Here is a 17,828-nt window from a genome sequence, read left to right on the forward strand (position 1 = left end):
ATTTATGCCGGGATGGCGCGGTCTATGCTCGTCAGGGCTGGTGAACAGCAAAAGAGGACATGACAGATGCGGCGAGTGAGACAGAACCGCTGGGGGATGGGGCTGTTGGCCCTGTTGCTGTGTATTGCGCTGCCGGCCTTCGCGGCCCCGGCGCCCGGGCCGCAGAGTGTCGCCCGCAACCAGCTGCCGTTGCTGGCCGAGGGCGCAGATCTCGAGCAGCTCAACGACCGGCTCGAACTGATCCGCCAGAGCGTGTCGGCGAGCGGCAACGACGACCTGCTGTCGGACCTGCGCCAGGCCGCGCTGCAGGTGCAGAAGCAGGCCGACAGCCTGATCGCCCTGCGCGCCACCGATATCGAGCGCCTGGACGACCAGCTCAAGGTCCTGGGTCCGCCGCTGCCCGACGAAGCGCCCAGCCTGACCAGCCAGCGCCAGGTGCTGAGCGCGCAGAAAGACACCCTGCTCGACGAAGAACGCCAGGCCAATCTGCTCAGCCAGTCCGGCCGCGACCTTGCCGCGCAGATCATCAACCTGCGACGCAGCCTGTTCAATTCGCAGATCAGCACCCGCTCGGCGAGCCCGCTCAGCCCGGCCTTCTGGTCCACGCTGATCCGCCCGACCGAGGATGACCTCGGGCGCCTGAACCGTCTTTCCGATGAAGTCTGGACCGCATTCGAGACCGCGCTGGCCCCCGGCAATCGCGGGCTGTTCCTCACCACGCTGGTCATCGCGGCGCTGATCTGGGTGGTCGGCCGGCGCCTGCTGGAACGCCTGGCGATCTGGTCAATGATCCGCTGGCTGCCCGAAGGCCGCCTGCGCCGCAGCGCCCTGGCGCTGACCATCGGGCTGGCGACCATCGTCACCATCAACGCCGCCGCCTCGCTGTTGCGCTGGGGCCTGGTCAACAGCGCGACGCTAAGCGCCGATGTGCTCAACCTGATCGGCCAGTGGCTGACCCTGCTGATTTTCTGCTCCTTTATCGTCGGCCTTGGCCGGGCCATGTTGATGCTGTCGCGCCCGTCCTGGCGCCTGCCGCCGATTCCCGACCAGATCGCCACAGCCCTGGGGCCGTTCCCGCTGATCCTGGCGCTGGCCCTGCTGCTCACCGCCGGCGAGGAACGGATCAACAGCGTGATCGCCAGCAGCCTGGCCCTGACCGTGGCGGTCAACGGCCTGACGGCGCTGGTTACCGCGCTGATCTTTTTCTTCGCCCTGCTGCGCCATCGCCGCACCCGCCGGCGCTTCGAGCTGGAGCGCCCCGACGGCATCGCCGGGCTGCTGCCCTTCGTGGTGGCGGTGTGGGTGGCGGTGATCCTGCTGTCGCTGCTCAGCGGCTACCTGAGCCTGGCGTACTTCCTCACCGTCAAGCTGCTGTGGATCAGCGTGGTGACCACCAGCGCCTACCTGCTGATCGCCTGCTTTGGCGACCTCTGCGAAACCCTGCTGTCGCCCAAGCAGCCCGGCGGCCTGGCGCTGGCGGCGGCCCTGGGCCTGTCGCCGCGCCACCAGGCCCAGGCCACCACCGTGCTGGCCGGCATCGGCCGGACCCTGCTGCTGTTCACCGCGGCGCTGCTGGCCTTCATGCCGTCCGGGTCGAGCCCGGGAGAACTGCTGGAAGGCTTCACCCAGCTGGATGTCAGCGGCAAGTCCCTGGGCAACCTCAACATCGTGCCCCAGGACCTGCTGCTGGCGGCGGCGTTCCTGATTGGCGGCATGTTCGCCGTGCGGGTGCTCAAGCGCTGGCTGAGCGAACGGCTGCTGCCGGAAACCAACATGGACGCCGGCATGCGCGCCTCGCTGGTGACCCTGGTCGGCTACATCGGTTTTGTCCTGCTGGCGATCGTGGTGATGTCGACCCTGCGGATCAACCTGACCAACCTGACCTGGGTGGTCAGCGCCCTGTCGGTGGGTATCGGTTTCGGCCTGCAGGCCATCGTGCAGAACTTCATTTCCGGGTTGATCCTGCTCACCGAGCGGCCGGTCAAGGTCGGCGACTGGGTCAGCCTGGCGGGTGTCGAGGGCGATATCCGGCGGATCAACGTGCGCGCCACCGAGATCCAGATGTCCGACCGCTCCACGGTGATCGTGCCGAACTCACAGTTCATCTCGCAGAACGTGCGCAACGTGACCATGGACAACGCCCTGGGCGTGGTCGGCATCACCCTGACCCTGCCCCTGGAAACCGATGTGCTGCAGGTGCGCGAGCTGTTGTTGCAGGCCTATGCCGAACACGAGGCGATCCTCAAGGCGCCGGCGACCTCGGTGTCGTTCAAGGACCTGACCAGCAACGGCCTGATCATCAGCGTCAGCGGCTACGTCGGCAGCCCGCGCTCGGTGTCCGGCGCCCGCAGCGACCTGCTGTTCACCATCCTCGGGCGCTTGCGCGAAGTGGGCATCGCCCTGTCGTCGCCACAGAACCTGATGCTGATCAGCGACAGCCAGGACAAGGCGGCGGGCGAACCACCGGCCGCGAACCCTTGAGTCCTGGGCTATCGTGACTGGATTCTGGCGACTTTTTTCAACCCGAACGGCCGCTGTCATCGAGGATCCTGACGACAGCCCTGTTTCATTCCAGGCAAGACAAGGAACATCGTGGACGCACACCCCGACAGCAGCACCGAGGACATTGCCCTGGAGTCGAAACGACTTCCCATACTGGCGGTCACCATCGCCTTCCTGATGGTGGTCGCGGTTTCGATCCTCGGCATCTATGGCATCCAGGTCATCAACAGCAAGGCCCATGAACTGGCGCAAGCCCGGCTGGTCTCCGGCAACCTGGCCTTGTCCATGGCCCAACAGGCGACCGATACCTTCGATGAAGCCAACCTGATCCTCGAAGAGCTGATCGAGCGCATCGACGACCTGTCGCCCCAGGCCCTGGAAAAAACCCAGAAGCTGATGAAAAAGCGCGTGTTCACCACCGAGCAGTTGCACGGCCTGTTCTTCTATGACCGGGAAGGCAACTGGGTGCTCACCTCGTTCGACTACAGGCCGCCAAAGGCGAACAACTCGGACCGCGACTACTTCAAGTTCCACCGCGAGAATGTAACCCTGTCCCCCAGGGTCGGAGCGGCCGTGCGCAGCAAGACCACGGGCGACTGGGTGATCCCGTTCTCGCGCCGGGTCAACGACGCCCAGGGCAACTTCAAGGGCGTGGTGCTGGCGACCATCAAGATGGACTACTTCGACACCTTCTTCGATCGTTTCAACATCGACGACAAGGGCGCGATCTTTCTCGCCCTGCCCCAGGGCACGATCATCGCCAGGCGGCCGTTCGACGAGAAGCTCATCGGTGCGTCCCTGGCCCGGGGCGAAATCTTCTCCGTGCATATACCCCGTGCCCCCGCCGACACGGTGATGGTCAAGTCGATCATCGACGGCGTCGACCGCCTGTTCGGCTACCGGGTGCTGTACAAGTACCCGCTGGTGGTGGCGGCGGCCAATTCCCAGGAGTCCATTCTCAGCAGCTGGCGCGCCGACACCTACAAGCTGACCGCCATGATCGCCGTGGTGCTGGCGATCAACCTGCTGATCGGCATCCTGCTGTTCAAGCAGGTGCGCAAGGGCCTGTTGGTGGAAAAGCACTTGAAAAAAGCCCGCTCGGTGCTGGAGACCCTGGTGTTGCAGGACGGCCTGACCAGCCTGGCCAACCGCCGCCACCTGGAGCGCAACCTGGAACTGGAGTGGCGGCGGGCGGCCCGGCAGCGCTCGTCGATCAGCCTGATCATGCTCGACATCGACCATTTCAAGAGCTTCAACGACCGCTATGGCCATGTGGCGGGCGACCATTGCATCTGCGCCGTCAGCCGGGCCATCAGCCAACACGTGCGCCGGCCCTCGGACCTGGCGGTGCGCTACGGCGGCGAAGAGTTCGCGATCCTGCTGCCGGACACCGAACCTGGCGGTGCCTACGTACTGGCCGAGAGCATCCGCCTGGCGGTGCAGGAACTGGCGATCGAACATGTCGACAACCCTGGCGGCGTCGTCACCATCAGCCTCGGCGTCTACACCTGCGTGCCCGCCTCCTCCGACTTCAAGAGCCTGTTGATGCAGGCCGACTCGGCGCTGTACATGGCCAAGCGCGCAGGACGCAACCAGACCGTGCCGACTTCTTAAGCAGCTGCAAGCTCTAAGCTGCAAGCCGCTTGTAGCTTGTAGCTTACAGCTGCCTCTCCTCCAGCAAACGCACGAAGTGGGTCAGGCTGCGCGAGACCGTGCCGCGGCGCCAGATCAGCCAGGTCTGCAGGAAACGGAACGGCTGCGCCAGCTGCCAGATGCTCACCGTGCCGCAGCCCGGCATGCTTTCGAGCATGCTGCGCGGCATCAGCGCCAGGCCGGCGCCGGCACTGACGCAGGCCAGCATGCCGTGGTAGGACTCCATCTCGTGGATCTTGCCGGGTACCGCGGCATCCTCGCTGAACCAGCGCTCGAAGTGATGGCGGTACGAGCAATTGGCGCGAAAGGCGTAGATGCTCTCGCCGTTGACGTCGCGCCCGCGGGTGATGGGCGCATGCCCCAGCGGCGCGATGATGACCATTTCCTCGTCGAACACCGGCACCCCTTCCAGGCTCGGGTGCAGCACCGGGCCATCGACGAAGGCCGCCGTCAGGCGCCCGGACAGCACGCCATCGATCATGGTCCCGGAGGGGCCGGTGGACAGGTCCAGCTCGACCTTGACGTGCTTCTGGTTGTAGGCCGCCAGCAATGCCGGAATCCGCACCGCCGCCGTGCTCTCCAGGGAGCCCAGGGAAAACGGTCCCTGGGGTTCTTCCCCGGCCACCGTCAGCCGCGCTTCCTGCACCAGGTCGAGAATCCGCCGGGCGTAGTCGAGGAAACTCCAGCCGGCCGGCGACAGGCGCAGGCGGCTTTTCTCGCGGATAAACAGCTCCACGCCCAGGTCCTGCTCCAGCTGCTTGATCCGCGTGGTCAGGTTGGAAGGCACCCGGTGGATGAGTTGCGCCGCCGCACTGATGCTGCCTTGCTCGGCCACCGCCTTGAAGATTTCCAGCTGCACCAGATCCATTTCATTCTCCAAGCGTGAAAGATATGCTCTTTATTATTCAGTTTTCATAAGCCCTGTACCAGCCTAACCTGCAGCCATTCCTCAGCCCACAGGACGCTGCCATGACCACGGTTTCCAGCCAGACCCACGCCCTTTCGATCAACCCCGCCACGGGCGAGCAGATCGCTCATTACCGCTATGAATCCGCCGAGGCGCTGGACGCCGCCCTCGCCCGCGCCGCCACTGCCGCCGCCCAATGGCGCCGCAGCAGCCTGGAACAGCGCTCGACCCTGCTGCTCGCCCTGGCCAAGGCCCTGCGCGACAACGGCGAGAACCTGGCCCGCAGCATCACCCTGGAAATGGGCAAGCCGATTGCCCAGGCCCGCGGCGAGATCGAGAAGTGCGCGCAGCTCTGCGAGTGGTACGCCGCCGAAGGTCCGGCGATGCTCGCCCCCGAGCCGGCCCCGGTGCCGAGCGGCAAGGCGCGCATCGAATACCGGCCGCTGGGCCCGATCCTCGCGGTGATGCCGTGGAACTTCCCGATCTGGCAGGTGCTGCGCGGCGCGGTGCCGGCGCTGATCGCCGGCAACACCTATGTGCTCAAGCATGCGCCGAACGTCATGGGCAGCGCCTACCTGCTGCTGGAAGCCTTCCAGCGCGCCGGTTTCCCGCAAGGCGTGTTCGAGGTGATCAACGTCACCCCGGACGGCGTCTCCCGGACCATCGCCGACCCACGGATCGCCGCCGTGACCCTTACCGGCAGCGTGCGCGCCGGCATCGCCATCGGCGCCCAGGCCGGCGCGGCCCTGAAGAAGTGCGTGCTCGAGCTGGGCGGTTCCGACCCCTTTATCGTGCTCAACGACGCCGACCTGGATGCCGCCGTGCAAGCCGCGGTCATTGGCCGCTACCAGAACACCGGGCAGGTCTGCGCCGCCGCCAAGCGCCTGATCGTCGAGCAAGGGGTGGTCGAAGCCTTTACCGAGAAGTTCGTCGCCGCCACTCGCCAGTTGCAGGTGGGCGATCCGCTGGCCAATGACACCTATATCGGCCCGATGGCGCGTTTCGACCTGCGCGACGAGCTGGACGAGCAGGTGCAGGCCACCTTGAGCGAAGGCGCGACCCTGCTGCTGGGCGGCGCCAAGGCCGAGGGCCCGGGCAACTTCTATCAGCCTACGGTGCTGGCCGGCGTCACCGACCGGATGACCTCGTTCACGCAGGAGCTGTTCGGCCCGGTGGCCTCGATCATTACGGCGCGGGATGCGCAACACGCCCTGGAACTGGCCAACGACAGCGAGTTCGGCCTGGCCTCGACCATCTATACCCAGGACCTGGCCCTGGCCGAGCGCCTGACCGCCGAGCTGGAAACCGGCGGCGTGTTCATCAACGGCTATTGCGCCAGCGATCCACGGGTGACCTTCGGCGGCGTGAAGAAGAGTGGTTTCGGCCGCGAGCTGTCGCACTTCGGCGTCCGCGAATTCTGCAACGCGCAGACGGTGTGGCTGGATCGCAACTGATCCTCCCCCTTCCCACTGTAGGAGCGAGCTTGCTCGCGATGGACGTAAGAACGCCGCGTTTATCCAGGCAACACGCGGAATCGTTCACGACCATCGCGAGCAAGCTCGCTCCTACAGTCGATCTCCTGTTCTGCCTCGGTCTGCGCAACGTCTCAGCGGCGGTCATCGGACAGTGGCGTCGGCTCGTTCGGTGCCGGCAGGTCGGGGTCCATCGGCCGCTCCCTGTCATCGTCACGCCGCTTATCGCGTTCGGCACCGCCGTTGACGTTGGGGTCGATCACCGGGTCGTGCCGGCGGGCGGGTTGCAGTGGGTCGGGTTCAGGCGTACGGGGCTCGCTGGGGTCATGCATCGACGGGTTCATGGTGCACCTCACGGCAGGCCCGGTGAATCCGGGCCTTACTCCGTTAGGCACTGGACCGGACCATCGGGTGCGAGGCAATGGATGAGCGGTCGCCCGGCCTCCTGGCCAGGCATGCGCTCGGCGAAACTTTCGCCGCCGCCCGGGCTCAATCGTAGAGCCAGGTCACGCACCGTGGCCAAGACTGGGAGGCCGTCCGATGACCGAGCACATCGTGCATTTTCACTGCCAGATCGACCAAGGCACCACCGAACGCTTTCGCGACAGTTGCCTGGAAGCCATCGAGCAAGGCGCCACCTCGCTGCTGCTGAATCTGTCCACCACCGGCGGCAGCACCAACTTCGGCTTCACCCTCTACACCTTTCTCAAATCGCTGCCGGTGCCGCTGTGCGCGATCAACGCGGGCAACATCGAGTCGATGGGCATCATCATGTTTCTCGCCGCCAACCGACGCATCACCACGCCGCATTCGCGCTTTCTGATCCACCCGATGAACTGGTACTTCAGCCAGAGTTCGGTGGATCACCAGCGCCTGCGCGAATACCTCTCCAGCCTGGACAACGACCTGGCGCGCTACGTGAAAATCTACGAGCTGGAAACCGCCGACGCGGCGACCCAGCTGGACATCTTCAAATGCCTGTCGGCCGAGGAAAAGGTCATTGCCGCCCATGAGTCGCTGGCCTACGGCATCGCCCACGAGGTGCGCCAGGTGGTGTTCGCCGACGACGTCAAGCACTGGAAAGTCTCGGGCGGCTGACCCGGTTGCCCCGGGCGCCAAGGCCGCGCCGTCACGGCGCGAACCACGGCCTCAAGCGGTCTTTTCGTTGCCCTGTTCCGGGGTTTCGTTGCCCGGTTCGGTGGCGCCCGGTTCGGGCTCGGGGCGATTGGCCGGGCCCTTGGCGGGCTTTTTCTCATCCGCGGCCGCGGCCCGCCCGGGGTAGCCGGGCAACCCGTGGGCGTCCTGCGGTTCCAGCGGTTCGGGCGCGCGCGTGCGATCGTTCTGCGGATCGTCGCGCGAATCAACGGGCTGGCGAGTCATAAGCACCTCCGTATCGCTCCGGGCGATATTGCCCTGTCCTTGTTCGATAGCGCCGCGGGCCGCGGGTGCGAAGCAATGGACGAATGGCCACGGCACCTGCCGTACGGCTCCCCGACGGAACGTCCGGGCCTGGCGGGCGTCTTCAGTTTGAAGGCCCGCTGCTGCGAGCTGGCGAGCGTTCCTGCCTTGTACGTCCGCGCTCATGAGGATCTGTCCATGCCTGTCGTCCCGAGCCCGTTCATGATCGCCGCGCCACTGGCCGGGCCTGCCCACGCTCGAGGCAGCCTCGCTGCGCGCGCCCCGAGGCGAGCATGACTTTCATTGCCTGGGTCGCGGTCCTGGGCGCGGTGCTGCTGATCCTCGCGCTGACCTCCTCCTACCTGCGCTGGATGCCCGTGACCACCTCGGTGGTCTGCCTGGCGCTGGGGATCGCCATCGGTCCCGCCGGCCTCGGCCTGCTGCAACTGGACATCCACCAGGCCGCGGGCTGGATGGAACACCTGACCGAAGTGGCGGTGCTGTTCTCGCTGTTCGTCAGCGGCCTCAAGCTCAGGTTGCCGCTCAGCAGCCGCAGCTGGCGCATCGCTTTCGGCCTGGCCGGGCCGGTGATGCTGCTGTCGATCGCCGGGGTCGGCCTGCTGCTGCACTACGGGTTGCACATGCCCTGGGGGCCGTCGCTGCTGATCGGCGCGATCCTCGCCCCGACCGACCCGGTGCTGGCGACCCTGGTCCAGGTCAGCGACGCCAAGGACTACGACCGGGTGCGCTTCGGCCTGTCCGGCGAGGCCGGGCTGAACGACGGCGTGGCGTTTCCCTTCGTGATCCTCGGCCTGCTGCTGACCCGCCAGGGCGACGACCCCGGCGCCTGGCTCGGCGACTGGGTGGTGGTCAGCCTGCTCTGGGCGGTGCCCGCGGGGCTGCTCAGCGGCTACTGGATGGGCCGCGGCCTCGGCCACCTGACCCTGCACCAGCGGATCAAGTACGCCGACAGCACGGTCTCGCCGAATGACTACCTGACCTTCGCCCTGATCGCCCTGGCCTACGTGGTGGCGGAACTGATCCAGGGCTACGGCTTTCTCGCGGTGTTCGCCGCCGCCCTGGGTTTGCGCCAGGCCGAGGTGCATTCCAGCGACCATGCCCGGGCGCCGGCCGAACACCTGGTACAGCCGGTGGTCGGCCACCAGCATGTCGATCCGGCGCAGGCGGTGCATGGCGACGTCGAGGCCCTGCAGGAAAGCCAGGTCGCGGCGGGCATCATGCTCGGCGACATGCTGGCCTTCGGCGGCCTGGTGGAACGGGCCATGGAAGTGTTCCTGGTGACCCTGCTCGGCGTGGTGCTGATCGCCCATTGGGACTGGCATGCGCTGACCGTCGGCGCCCTGCTGTTCCTGCTGATCCGCCCGCTGAGCGTATTGCTGATCCCCTGGGGCCGCCTGCTCGACGGTCGCCAGCGCCTGCTGCTGGGCTGGTTCGGCATCCGCGGCATCGGTAGCCTCTATTACCTGTTCTATGCCCTCAACCACGACCTCGACCCGGCGCTGGCCGATGCCAGCGCCAACCTCACCCTGTCGGTGGTGGCCCTGAGCATCCTGGCCCACGGCCTCAGCACCCAACCGATGCTCGCCCGCTACGAGCACCATAAAAAACGCCGGCGAAGCTGACGGGCCATGGGCATGAATGCGCTGGCCGGGGCAGGAATGAATGCGTCCCCTCGCGACCTATCCATTCGTCGTCCCGCAGGAAACTTTTTCAAACTTTCGTTTGCGCTTCGTTTCCCAATCTTGCGAGGTGTCAAATCGCTCACTACCGAGGATTGAAAAAATGGCTACCAGCGGAAAAAACCCACTCATGGGCAACAAGGACACTCAAAAACCCTCCCCCGCCGGCAAGAAATCCGGTGGCCAGGGCTCGGGCGGCAACGTCCCCGCCGATCGGCAAAAAGCCCCTGACGCCGGCAAGAAAGGTGGCGCCCAAGGCTCCGGCGGCGGCACCCGCAAAGCCTGATGCCCATGGCCGGAGCGTTGTCCCTGACACGCTCCGGCTTTTGCACGAACAATCCCTCTCACCGGCCTGTCCGGCCCGCTGATCGTCACGCGCGACACGCTATGCTTGCCACGGCAGAACCCCGTTAAAAAGCCTTGGATGAACAACAGCGGATGAAAATAGGCCTGATCTCCGACACCCACGGTTTGCTCCGTCCCGGCGCGCTGACGGCGCTGCAGGGCTGCGCGCATATCCTGCACGCCGGCGATATCGGCGACCCGCAGATACTCGCCACCCTCGGACACCTGGCGCCGGTGACCGCGGTGTTCGGCAATGTCGACCAACCCCATGCCTGGGCCCACGCCCTGCCCCATCACCTCACCGTGCAGCTCGATGGCGTCGAGCTGCTGCTCTGCCATGTCCTGGCCGACGTGCCGAAGCCCCTGCCGCCGGGCGTGCGGGTGGTGGTCAGCGGCCACTCCCATCAGCCGCGGCTGTTCTGGCAGGACGAAGTGCTGTACATCAACCCGGGCAGCGCCGGGCCGAGGCGCTTCAAGCTGCCGGTCAGCCTGGGGTATCTGACCATCGAGGCCGGTCGGGTCGAAGGCCACCTGATCGAACTGACGGTCTAGCACCCCGGCGCCTGCCGGCCCGAGCATGACCGGCTATCGGAGCATGCCCATCGGCCGGGCTTTGCAGGGTCCACACTTAATCCAGCGATTGGCGGCGTTCATGACGAAAGCCGTGCGAAGCCACTAGGCCGGGCCGCGTTGCGCCCTCGAGCAGAAGATTCCGTACCCGGCCCCGCGCACCCGAGAAGGTGACGCGCAAGGATGGCCAAGGGCGCGCAATGCGCAGGAGAAAAGCGATGACCTTTTATGTCGTGGCTCGCCTCGACCAGCTGCCCGAAGACCGCGGCACCCGGGTCCAGGTCGGCGCCGAGGCCGTGCTGCTGATTCGCACCGGCGATCAGGTCCAGGCCTACCAGGCCGACTGCCCCCATGCCGGGGCGCCGCTGGAACAGGGCGTGGTGTATCAGGGGCAACTGGTCTGCCCCTGGCACAAGGGCGCCTTTGCCTGCGCCAGCGGGCAAGTCTGCGAGCCGCCGCCCCTGGCGAGCCTCAAGCGCTACAAAGTCGACATCCGCCATGACAACCGGGTCTGGGTTGCCGACCAGCCCATGACCGAGTCCGCCCCGCCACGGCAGGCCGACTCGCGCCGGCTGCTGGTGATCGGCGCTGGCGCCGCCGGGGCCGCCGCGGTGGCGACCCTGCGGGCCAAGGGCTTCGGCAGGAACCTGACCTGGATCGACAAGGAAGCGCGGCCCGCCTATGACCGCACGGCCCTGAGCAAATACGTGCTGGCCGGCGAGATGCCGCCGGAAGAGGTTCCCGCCCTGCTCGAGCCGGAGTTCTATCGCAAGGCCGATATACGGGTGCTCAAGGCCGAGGTCCTGCGCCTCGACCCAGGGCGGCGGCAGATCCTGTTGGCCGACGGCCTGCGCCTGGACTACGACGCGGCGCTCCTGGCCACTGGCGCCGAACCGCGCCTGCCGGCCATCGAAGGGGCAGACCTGCCAGGGGTGTTCATGCTGCGCTCGCGCGAGGACGCCGCGCGCCTCTTGGAACAGGCCCGGCCCGGTAAGCGCGTGGCGATCATCGGCGACGGCTTCATCGGCCTGGAAGCCGCCTCGGCGCTGCGCAAACGCGGGCTGATGGTGCACCTGATCGGCCGCCACCAGGTACCGCTGCAGCGCCAGCTGGGAGAACGCATCGGCAGCGCCATACGGGCCCTGCATGAACAGCACGGGGTGATCTACTACGCCGCTTGCGAAGCCCGGGCCCTGGTCGGCGAAGGCCAGGTGCAACAGGTGGTCCTCGACAACGACCAGCGCATTGCCATCGACCTGGTGCTGTTCGGCACCGGCGTCAGCCCTGCCACGACCTTCGTCGCCGGCCTCGAACGCGCCGAGGACGGCTCGCTCAAGGCCGATGCTGGCCTGGCGGTGGCCGATGGCCTGTGGGCCGCCGGCGACATCGTGAGCTTCCCCTGCGACGGCCGCACGCAGCGCATCGAACACTGGCGCGTGGCCCAGCAACAGGGCCAGCTCGCGGCGTGCAACATGCTCGGCGAACAGCTGAGTTTCAGCGTGGTGCCGTTCTTCTGGACCTACTTCTACGACCAGACCTTCGAGGTGCTCGGCCACGCCCGCCGCTGGAACCAGATCGTCTTCGAGGGCGAGCCGGAGCAGTACCGCTTCATCGCCCTGCTGTGCTTCAACGAACAGGTGGAGTCGGTGGTCGCCTGCGAGTACCCGCGGGCCATGGCGCTGCTGTCGCAGCGCATGCAACGGCCGCTGTCGCGCAGCGAGGCCCTGGAGCTGATCCATGGCACCCCGGAATGAAGTGGCTGGCGACAACCGCTTGGCAGCCCCATGGAACCCTGGGTAAAAGGCGACTTTCCAAATCCAGGCAAGGTCTCGATGTCTCGGCCAGCGGCCGAGGCACCCAGGGCCAGGACAGCAACAGCGATGAATATCCATGTGCTCGGGTGCTTTGCCGTGGCCGGCCCTATGCAGGATTAAGGAGGACGATGCATCCATGAGCAGGACAGAACGATTCAACCGGGAGCTGGCGAATAACGCCCGGCTGTTTGCCGAAGCCGACCGCCTGGATGTCCAGGCCTATGAGCTGCTTAACACCGATCATGTCGACGACGACCGCCTGGCCCTGTTCAGCCAAGCCAAGCAGTTGGCGAACGAAAAATACCTGGAAGCGCGCAACGACTGGCTGCGCATCAAGCAGTTGATGGACAGCGGCGACTGAAGCCACCGGCGCCGGCAGGGAGATCCGGGATTCAGGGTTTGCGGTTGCTGCGCAACCGATCGCAGCCTCGCAGGCTCGGCAGCGGCTACACAGACAACGCGGTTGCTGTAGCCGCTGCCGCAGGCTGCGATCGCGCTGGGCGGCATTCCGACGTAGCGCTCGCAAACCGCGCCACGGTGGAGCTGATCAGGCCTCGAGCGGACGCTTGCGCAGTTGTTCCAGCAGGACCTGGAGTGGGTGCTGCAGGCCCTGCCCTTCCTGGCGCTTGACCTGGCTGCGGCAGGAATAACCGTCGGCCAGCAGCCGCCCGCCCTGGCCGTGGCGCGCCACCAGCGGCTGCCAGGACTGCTGGTAGATCACCTGCGAAGTCGCCAGGTTGCGGGTCTCGTGGCCGTAGGTCCCGGACATGCCGCAGCAACCGCTGGCCAGCACCTGCAACTTCAACCCCATGCGCGCGAACACCTGTTGCCACAGGCCGATGCTGCCCGGCTCGTTGGTCTTCTCGGTGCAGTGCGCAAGGAACTGATAGGGCTCGGCCTCGGTGTTCGGGCTCGCTTCAGCCGATGCCTCACCAGGTACTGCAGGCAGCACCCGGGCCAGCCATTCCTGCGGCAACAGCACCTCGGGCGCCTGAGCCGCACCCAGGGTCTTGCGGTATTCCTGGCGGTAGACCAGGGTCATCGCCGGGTCGAGGCCGACCAGGGGCACGCCGCTGGCCTGCAGTTTCAGCAGCGACTGCGCGTTGTAGCGCGCGGCCCGGGCAAAGGCGCCGAGGAAACCCTGGACCTGCAAGGGCTTGCCATTGGCAGCGAAAGGCGCGAGGTAGATCTGCACGCCCAGGCGCTCGATCAGCTCCAGCCACTCGGCCGCCAGCGGCGTCTCGAAGAACCGGGTAAAGGCGTCCTGCACCAGGATCACGCTGCGCTGGCGCTGCTCTTCGGACAGCGTCGCCAGTTCTGCGGCGTTGGCCATGCGCACATTGCGCCGGCGGCACACCGCCTGGAAATCCAGGGTGCTGAGCAACGGGCTGTCGACCATGCCCGCCAGGTGCTTGAGGGCACGGCTGACCGGCGCCGCGCCGATCAGCGCGTTGTACAGCCGTGGCAGGCGCGCCAGATAAGGCACGCTGAACTCCAGGGAGCCGATCAGGTAATCCTTCAGCGGGCGCAGGTAACGGCCGTGGTACAGCTCGAGGAAGCGCGAGCGGAACTCCGGCACATTGACCTTGACCGGGCACTGCCCCGCGCAGGACTTGCACGCCAGGCAACCGGCCATGGCGTCGTACACCTCATGGGAGAAGTCCTCGCGCCCGCCCAGCCGTGCCGCGCTGTTGTAGATGCGCCGGGCCAGGTTGGAAAGCCGCGCGCCACCGCCGTTCAGCACATCCACCCCCTGCTCGCCCTGCAGCCGCAGCCACTCGCGGATCAGCGAGGCGCGGCCCTTGGGCGAATGAATGCGGTTGCGAGTGGCCTTCCACGACGGGCACATGGCGTCGTCCGGGTCGAAGTTGTAGCAGGCGCCGTTGCCGTTGCAATGCAGGGCGCTGTCGTAGCTCTGCCAGACGCGCTCGTCGATGGTGCGATCAAGTTCGCCGCGCAGTACCACTTCGTCGACCCGGGTCAGGCGCGCCTCCGGCACCGAGGCCGGGGTGGCGATCTTGCCGGGGTTGAGCTGGTTGAACGGGTCGAACGCGGCCTTCAGCGCCTGCAGCGACGGATAGAGCTCGCCGAAATAGTCCGGCACGTACTGCGAGCGCAGGCCCTTGCCGTGCTCGCCCCACAGCAGGCCACCGTGCTTGTGGGTCAGCGCCGCCACCGCATCGGAGATCGGCCGGATCAACGCCGCCTGTTCCGGGTCCTTCATGTCGAGGATCGGCCGCACGTGCAGCACGCCAGCGTCGACATGGCCGAACATGCCGTATTGCAGGCCATAATCATCGAGCAGCGCGCGGAATTCGAGGATGTAGTCCGCCAGGTTCTCCGGCGGCACCGCGGTGTCTTCGACAAAGGGCTGCGGCCGCGCTTCGCCCTGGACGTTACCCAACAGGCCGACCGCGCGCTTGCGCATGGCGTACACCTGGTTCACCGCCTGGGCGCCGATGGCCAGGGTATGGCCGAGGCGCACCACCGAGCTGTCCTGCTGCAGGTGCCGGACAAAGGCGTCGACCCGCTGCTCCAGCTCTTCCTGGTCGTCGCCGCTGAACTCGATCAGGTTGATGCCCAGGGTCGGGGTGTCCGCCTGCTCGGGGAAATACCGCGCCACGCCGTGCCAGACAATGTCCTGCATGGCCAGCATCAACACCTTGGAGTCCACCGTCTCGATCGACAGCGGTTTCAGCGCCATCAAGGCCTTGGCGTCGCGCAGCGCATCCATGAAGCCGGCGTAGCGCACGTTGACCAGGATCGAGTGCCGGGGAATCGGCAGCACATTCAGCCGCGCCTCGACGATAAAGCCCAGGGAGCCTTCGGAACCGCAGAGCACGCTGTTGAGGTTGAAGTGCTCCGGACTCTCGCGCAGGTGCGCCAGGTCATAACCGGTCAGGCAGCGATTGAGCTTGGGAAAGATCGCCTCGATCAGCTCGGCCTGGTGGTCGGCGATGTCCTGGGCGCAGCGGTAGACCTCGCCGATGCGGTCGGTCCGCGCCGCCTCGTCGGTCAATTGCCGGTTGTCGATGGGCGCGCTGTCCAGGCGGCTGCCGCCCAGTAGCACGGTGCTCAGCGCCAGTACGTGGTCGCGGGTCTTGCCATAGGTGCAGCTGCCCTGCCCGCTGGCGTCGGTGTTGATCATGCCGCCGACGGTGGCGCGGTTGGAGGTCGACAGCTCCGGGGCGAAGAACAGGCCATGGGGCTTGAGGGCGGCGTTCAGCTGGTCCTTGACCACCCCGCTCTGCACCCGCACCCAGCGCTCCTCGACGTTGATCTCGAGGATCTGGTTCATGTGCCGCGACAGGTCGACCACGATGCCGTCGGTCAGCGACTGGCCGTTGGTGCCGGTGCCGCCGCCACGAGGGGTCAGCACCACCGCGCGGTGTTCCGGGCTCGCCGCCAGCCGGGCCAGCCGCTCGACATCCGCGACATCCCGGGGAAAGACCGCGGCTTGCGGCAGCCGCTGGTAGATCGAGTTGTCGGTGGCCAGCACCGTGCGCAGGCCCAGGTCACGGGCGATCTCGCCACGAAAACCGTCGGCGGCCAGGGCGTCGAGGAAAGCCTGGTAGTGGGCCAACGGGTCGCGTTCGGGGGCAAGCAGAGCAATCATCAAAAAGGCTTCCAGGCAGAGAAAAGGCGCAGCGGTGCATGCAAAACACGTATGCTTGCACGCAGCCCGAGGGGCGGCGGCCAGCCGAAAACGCCTATTTTCCTGAAGCCTTGCCCCGCGAGCAAATGTATTTCATGTGCTTTTTTCATGAGTTTTATGAATGAACCCCAGACGTCTCACTCCGTCGATGTCGGTGCTGGTGGCCTTCGAGGCCGCGGCGCGGCATGGCAGCTTCACCAAGGCCGCCGAAGAACTGGCGCTGACCCAGAGCGCCGTCAGCCGCCAGGTCCAGGCCCTGGAGTCGCTGCTGGAAGTGCCGCTGTTCAGCCGTGACGGCCGGCATATCGAGCTGACCGCCGCCGGCGCCCTGTATCACCACGAACTGGCAGCGGCCCTGGCGCGGATCCGCAACGCCACCTTGCAGACCATCGCCCACAAGGCTGGCGGCGGCCCGCTGCACCTGGCGGTGCTGCCGACCTTCGGCTCGAAATGGCTGCTGCCGCGCATGCATGACTTTTACGCCAGCCATCCGGGCACCCTGGTGCATATCCATTCGCGGATCGTCACCAGCGACCTGTCGAAAGACACCGCCGACATGCACGCGATCATCTGCGCCGGCACCGGCCACTGGCCCGGCTACGAGGCCCATCGGCTGCTGTCGGAAAAACTCACGGTGGTGGCCAGCCCCAAGGCCCTGCCCGAGCACGCCTCGATGTCCGTCGGCGACGTGGCGCACCAGTTGCTGCTGAACGTGGTGTCGCGTCCCGACGCCTGGCCCGAGTGGTTCGAGCAGAACGGCCTGCATCCGCGGGCGATGCGCATGGGCCCGGGGTTCGAGCTGACCGCGCACCTGATCCAGGCGGTGGTCGCCGGCATCGGCATCGGCCTGGTGCCGCGCATCCTGGTGCAGGACGAGATCCAGAGCGGCGAGCTGGTGGCGCTGTTCGAGCCGGTGGACAGCGGTCGCAGCTATTACCTGGCCTACCCCAGCCGCTATCAGCACCTGCCATCGTTGCAGGCGTTCAGCCGCTGGCTGCTGTCGATCCCCTTTCCCGACAGCTGACAGTCGCCTCGCTCAGTCGTACTCGGCCTCCTCATGCTCGCCGAGCAGGCGCCGCTGGCGCGCCGAGGCCGCCGCCAGCACCTCGGGGTTGAAACACCAGTGCAGATAGGGCGAAAACTTCTGCGCCACCATGCGCCGGCCATAGTGCACCTGCAGCAGGTAACGGATGCGTTCGGCGCTGCTGTTCTCGCTGCCGGCATGCCACAGCTCGCTGCGAAACATCAGCGCGTCGCCGGCCTGGCACAGCACGGCCTGGGCCGTTCGGCCATGCCAATGTTCCTCGCCGGCCCGTGGCGGCCGCCCGGCGCGATGACTGCCCGGCACCACGCGGGTCGGGCACAGGTCCTGGTCGATATCGTCAAGGTACAGGTGGCAGGTACAGATCTGCATCGGCAGCTCGAATGCCGGATCGCTGAGCAGGCTGCGCGGTAGCTGCATTGCCAGGTAATCCAGGTGCAGCCCCATCCCTTGAAAGCCCGGATGACAGCGCCAGGCGGTCTGGCCGATGACATGGCAATCGTCGCCCAACGCCGCCTCGGCCAGCTCGATCACCCCCGGCAGATCGAGAAACGGCAGCCACAGCGGATCGCGGTTGAACACGCATTTGTAGTGTTCGAGCAAGCCGCTGTAGTCCCAATGCTGGGGCTTGAGGCCGTCGATGGCGTAGCGCAGCTGCTGGATCTGCAACCCGTCGAGCACGCCGGGCAGCAGCACGAACCCCTCGCTGTGCAATGCCCGCAGACGCTCGGCGGTCAGTGCTGGCGGGGGCTGGACGTGGGTCATGGCGG

General features: G+C 66.6%; 15 protein-coding genes. 10 read left to right on the top strand and 5 right to left on the bottom strand.

What is annotated here, in order from left to right; genetic code table 11:
- Nucleotides 1-66 precede the first annotated feature (66 nt).
- Nucleotides 67-2,481: a DUF3772 domain-containing protein gene (locus J4D28_RS01820; RefSeq protein ID WP_103330713.1), complete on the top strand. Its 2,415-nt coding sequence runs from the start codon at nt 67-69 to the stop codon at nt 2,479-2,481.
- A 111-nt stretch (nt 2,482-2,592) separates the two neighbouring features.
- Nucleotides 2,593-4,116 carry a sensor domain-containing diguanylate cyclase gene (locus J4D28_RS01825; protein WP_103330712.1) on the top strand — a complete coding sequence of 508 codons (1,524 nt, stop codon included), beginning with the start codon at nt 2,593-2,595 and terminating at the stop codon, nt 4,114-4,116.
- Between the two features lie 43 nt (nt 4,117-4,159).
- On the opposite strand, the gene J4D28_RS01830 is transcribed toward J4D28_RS01825, so the two are convergent.
- The gene (locus J4D28_RS01830) at nt 4,160-5,023 is read right to left on the bottom strand and encodes a putrescine utilization regulator PtrR (protein ID WP_009049110.1); all 864 of its coding nucleotides are present in this window, start codon (nt 5,021-5,023) and stop codon (nt 4,160-4,162) included.
- A 101-nt stretch (nt 5,024-5,124) separates the two neighbouring features.
- Between J4D28_RS01830 and J4D28_RS01835 the strand changes: the two genes are divergently transcribed.
- Nucleotides 5,125-6,516 (top strand): aldehyde dehydrogenase family protein, encoded by a 1,392-nt coding sequence (locus tag J4D28_RS01835; protein ID WP_103330711.1) that lies wholly within the window; start codon nt 5,125-5,127, stop codon nt 6,514-6,516.
- A 152-nt stretch (nt 6,517-6,668) separates the two neighbouring features.
- Here the strand turns inward: J4D28_RS01835 and J4D28_RS01840 are convergent, their stop codons facing one another.
- A complete protein-coding gene (locus tag J4D28_RS01840; RefSeq protein ID WP_009049112.1) occupies nt 6,669-6,878 on the bottom strand; it encodes a hypothetical protein in 210 nt (69 codons plus the stop codon).
- Between the two features lie 196 nt (nt 6,879-7,074).
- Between J4D28_RS01840 and J4D28_RS01845 the strand changes: the two genes are divergently transcribed.
- Nucleotides 7,075-7,632 (top strand): ATP-dependent Clp protease proteolytic subunit, encoded by a 558-nt coding sequence (locus J4D28_RS01845; RefSeq protein WP_028684037.1) that lies wholly within the window; start codon nt 7,075-7,077, stop codon nt 7,630-7,632.
- 51 nt (nt 7,633-7,683) lie between these two features.
- On the opposite strand, the gene J4D28_RS01850 is transcribed toward J4D28_RS01845, so the two are convergent.
- Nucleotides 7,684-7,914 (bottom strand): hypothetical protein, encoded by a 231-nt coding sequence (locus tag J4D28_RS01850; RefSeq protein WP_103330710.1) that lies wholly within the window; start codon nt 7,912-7,914, stop codon nt 7,684-7,686.
- Between the two features lie 311 nt (nt 7,915-8,225).
- Here J4D28_RS01850 and J4D28_RS01855 point away from each other — a divergent pair, with 311 nt between their 5' ends.
- The 5 genes from J4D28_RS01855 to J4D28_RS01875 all read left to right on the top strand — a co-directional run bounded on the left by J4D28_RS01855 (nt 8,226) and on the right by J4D28_RS01875 (nt 12,722).
- On the top strand, nt 8,226-9,575 hold the full coding sequence (locus J4D28_RS01855; protein WP_053269106.1) for a sodium:proton antiporter: 1,350 nt from the start codon (nt 8,226-8,228) through the stop codon (nt 9,573-9,575).
- 160 nt (nt 9,576-9,735) lie between these two features.
- A complete protein-coding gene (locus tag J4D28_RS01860; RefSeq protein ID WP_028684040.1) occupies nt 9,736-9,918 on the top strand; it encodes a hypothetical protein in 183 nt (60 codons plus the stop codon).
- Between the two features lie 152 nt (nt 9,919-10,070).
- Nucleotides 10,071-10,529, top strand: coding sequence for a metallophosphoesterase family protein (locus J4D28_RS01865; RefSeq protein WP_016705206.1), 459 nt, complete (start codon nt 10,071-10,073; stop codon nt 10,527-10,529).
- A 236-nt stretch (nt 10,530-10,765) separates the two neighbouring features.
- Nucleotides 10,766-12,301 carry an FAD-dependent oxidoreductase gene (locus tag J4D28_RS01870; RefSeq protein WP_103330709.1) on the top strand — a complete coding sequence of 512 codons (1,536 nt, stop codon included), beginning with the start codon at nt 10,766-10,768 and terminating at the stop codon, nt 12,299-12,301.
- 196 nt (nt 12,302-12,497) lie between these two features.
- Nucleotides 12,498-12,722 carry a hypothetical protein gene (locus tag J4D28_RS01875; RefSeq protein ID WP_028684042.1) on the top strand — a complete coding sequence of 75 codons (225 nt, stop codon included), beginning with the start codon at nt 12,498-12,500 and terminating at the stop codon, nt 12,720-12,722.
- 186 nt (nt 12,723-12,908) lie between these two features.
- Here J4D28_RS01875 and J4D28_RS01880 read toward each other — a convergent pair whose 3' ends face one another.
- Nucleotides 12,909-15,977, bottom strand: coding sequence for an FAD-binding and (Fe-S)-binding domain-containing protein (locus J4D28_RS01880; protein ID WP_028684043.1), 3,069 nt, complete (start codon nt 15,975-15,977; stop codon nt 12,909-12,911).
- A gap of 160 nt (nt 15,978-16,137) precedes the next feature.
- On the opposite strand from J4D28_RS01880, the gene J4D28_RS01885 reads away from it, so the two are divergent.
- Nucleotides 16,138-17,040, top strand: a complete 903-nt coding sequence (locus J4D28_RS01885) for a LysR substrate-binding domain-containing protein (RefSeq protein WP_028684044.1) — start codon at nt 16,138-16,140, stop codon at nt 17,038-17,040.
- Nucleotides 17,041-17,052: 12 nt separating this feature from the next.
- Here the strand turns inward: J4D28_RS01885 and J4D28_RS01890 are convergent, their stop codons facing one another.
- Nucleotides 17,053-17,823: a phytanoyl-CoA dioxygenase family protein gene (locus tag J4D28_RS01890; protein WP_028684045.1), complete on the bottom strand. Its 771-nt coding sequence runs from the start codon at nt 17,821-17,823 to the stop codon at nt 17,053-17,055.
- Nucleotides 17,824-17,828 lie beyond the last annotated feature (5 nt).

Origin of the sequence: Pseudomonas sp. GW531-T4, from assembly GCF_017349615.1 — a bacterium.
Taxonomy (GTDB): domain Bacteria; phylum Pseudomonadota; class Gammaproteobacteria; order Pseudomonadales; family Pseudomonadaceae; genus Aquipseudomonas; species Aquipseudomonas chlororaphis_I.

What these genes read in the sequence shown, in the direction of transcription:
- J4D28_RS01880 (WP_028684043.1), bottom strand. Translation starts at nt 15,977, where the DNA reads ATGATTGCTCTGCTTGCCCCCGAACGCGACCCGTTGGCCCACTACCAG.
- J4D28_RS01835 (WP_103330711.1), top strand. Translation starts at nt 5,125, where the DNA reads ATGACCACGGTTTCCAGCCAGACCCACGCCCTTTCGATCAACCCCGCC.
- J4D28_RS01845 (WP_028684037.1), top strand. Translation starts at nt 7,075, where the DNA reads ATGACCGAGCACATCGTGCATTTTCACTGCCAGATCGACCAAGGCACC.
- J4D28_RS01840 (WP_009049112.1), bottom strand. Translation starts at nt 6,878, where the DNA reads ATGAACCCGTCGATGCATGACCCCAGCGAGCCCCGTACGCCTGAACCC.
- J4D28_RS01885 (WP_028684044.1), top strand. Translation starts at nt 16,138, where the DNA reads ATGAACCCCAGACGTCTCACTCCGTCGATGTCGGTGCTGGTGGCCTTC.
- J4D28_RS01875 (WP_028684042.1), top strand. Translation starts at nt 12,498, where the DNA reads ATGAGCAGGACAGAACGATTCAACCGGGAGCTGGCGAATAACGCCCGG.
- J4D28_RS01890 (WP_028684045.1), bottom strand. Translation starts at nt 17,823, where the DNA reads ATGACCCACGTCCAGCCCCCGCCAGCACTGACCGCCGAGCGTCTGCGG.
- J4D28_RS01850 (WP_103330710.1), bottom strand. Translation starts at nt 7,914, where the DNA reads ATGACTCGCCAGCCCGTTGATTCGCGCGACGATCCGCAGAACGATCGC.
- J4D28_RS01820 (WP_103330713.1), top strand. Translation starts at nt 67, where the DNA reads ATGCGGCGAGTGAGACAGAACCGCTGGGGGATGGGGCTGTTGGCCCTG.
- J4D28_RS01865 (WP_016705206.1), top strand. Translation starts at nt 10,071, where the DNA reads ATGAAAATAGGCCTGATCTCCGACACCCACGGTTTGCTCCGTCCCGGC.
- J4D28_RS01830 (WP_009049110.1), bottom strand. Translation starts at nt 5,023, where the DNA reads ATGGATCTGGTGCAGCTGGAAATCTTCAAGGCGGTGGCCGAGCAAGGC.
- J4D28_RS01870 (WP_103330709.1), top strand. Translation starts at nt 10,766, where the DNA reads ATGACCTTTTATGTCGTGGCTCGCCTCGACCAGCTGCCCGAAGACCGC.
- J4D28_RS01855 (WP_053269106.1), top strand. Translation starts at nt 8,226, where the DNA reads ATGACTTTCATTGCCTGGGTCGCGGTCCTGGGCGCGGTGCTGCTGATC.
- J4D28_RS01860 (WP_028684040.1), top strand. Translation starts at nt 9,736, where the DNA reads ATGGCTACCAGCGGAAAAAACCCACTCATGGGCAACAAGGACACTCAA.